Below are 1,250 nucleotides of genomic sequence, written 5' to 3'. Positions count from 1 at the left end.
CATAAGGTGTACCGCGTTTTACAACGGCGAAAATCCGTGCCAACAACTTATTTCTGATAACATTGATGGTACTCATTTTTTCTTTATTCTGTTCTTCAATCCTACGATTATAATACTGCTTGATCTCGGGGTTGTGCTGCAAGGCGGTTTTAGCACACATATCAAAAAGGCTCTTGATCTTTTTGTTTGCCAAGTGACTTACCTTTGTCTTTCCCATGATGCTTTTCCCCGATGAATTTGGAAAAGGGGCAATACCGCAATAGGAAGCAAATTTCCTCCAGCTTTTAAACTTTGTAAAGCCCTGGGTATAAGCGATCATATATAGGGCGGTCTGCGGCCCGACCCCTTTGATACTGTTGATCAGTTTGTATATTTCATCCAGCTTTTGGTCTTCTCTGATCAACTCATCCATGGCTTTTTCAATTTTCTTTATTTTTTTGGAAAGGTCTTTTATAATTTGTTCCTGGGAATCAAAAAGCACTTTGTTGTCTTTCTTTTTCAAAACAAGTTTTTCCTCTTTCAAAGAAGCTTTAAACCCGGCCCTTTGCTTGACAAAACGATCCCTGAGCTTAAGCATGCGTTTGAGGGATTGTAGTTCTTTGGAAGGCATTTGGCAAGGCTCAAGCTCCTCCCTGAGGCGATAGGCGTACAGCGCTATTTTCTTGGAATCAACCTTGTCATCTTTTCCTCGCGAAAGCCCCAATGATCTTTTTATTTCCAGCCCGGGTATAGCCGTGTACAACATTCCCAGTTCTGATAGGGTGGCCGATAACTGCTGCGAGTAAAGCCCGGTATGTTCGAATGTGAACAATATTTCTTGTTGATCAAAGTCGGTGTTCTTCAATGTCCATTCGACCATTTTCTTGATCTCCGCAGCGTTATTGTCGAAACGCTGGTATAGGTTTTTTTTGTGGATATGGACGTCAATTGTTTTTTTACTAACATCGATACCGATGGTCTCCCTTATTTCCATAATTTTGTGTTTTAAAAGGTTGCTTTGACTAACACCTTTAATAGGTAGAAATGCTATAATTCTATTTGGTCCTTGCAACCGGGTTAATAAAGAACGGGGACTAATACGGGACAAAGGCCAAAAGCCTAGAGAGCTCGAAAGTTCACCCCGTTCTTTTTTCTAGTTATCAACAAATCCAAACTTATTAACAAAGAAAAAAAGAAGCAAAAAAAGAAATTTTCATCATCATTACCATCCTTTCTTAAATAAGTGAAATTGTACTTTACAAACCTAAAGG

1 protein-coding gene is annotated in these 1,250 nt (G+C 39.4%); it reads right to left on the bottom strand.

The window, feature by feature from the left end:
• Positions 1 to 973: IS110 family RNA-guided transposase (locus tag BUA71_RS17370; RefSeq protein WP_072882057.1), on the bottom strand; the 973-nt coding region annotated here is incomplete at its 3' end.
• Between the last annotated feature and the right edge of the window lie 277 nt (positions 974 to 1,250).

Source organism: Salegentibacter echinorum, from assembly GCF_900129445.1.
In the GTDB taxonomy this organism is placed as follows: Bacteria; Bacteroidota; Bacteroidia; order Flavobacteriales; family Flavobacteriaceae; genus Salegentibacter; species Salegentibacter echinorum.
The sequence above is the reverse complement of the archived record's forward strand: the minus strand, read 5'-3'. Positions and strand labels throughout refer to the sequence as shown.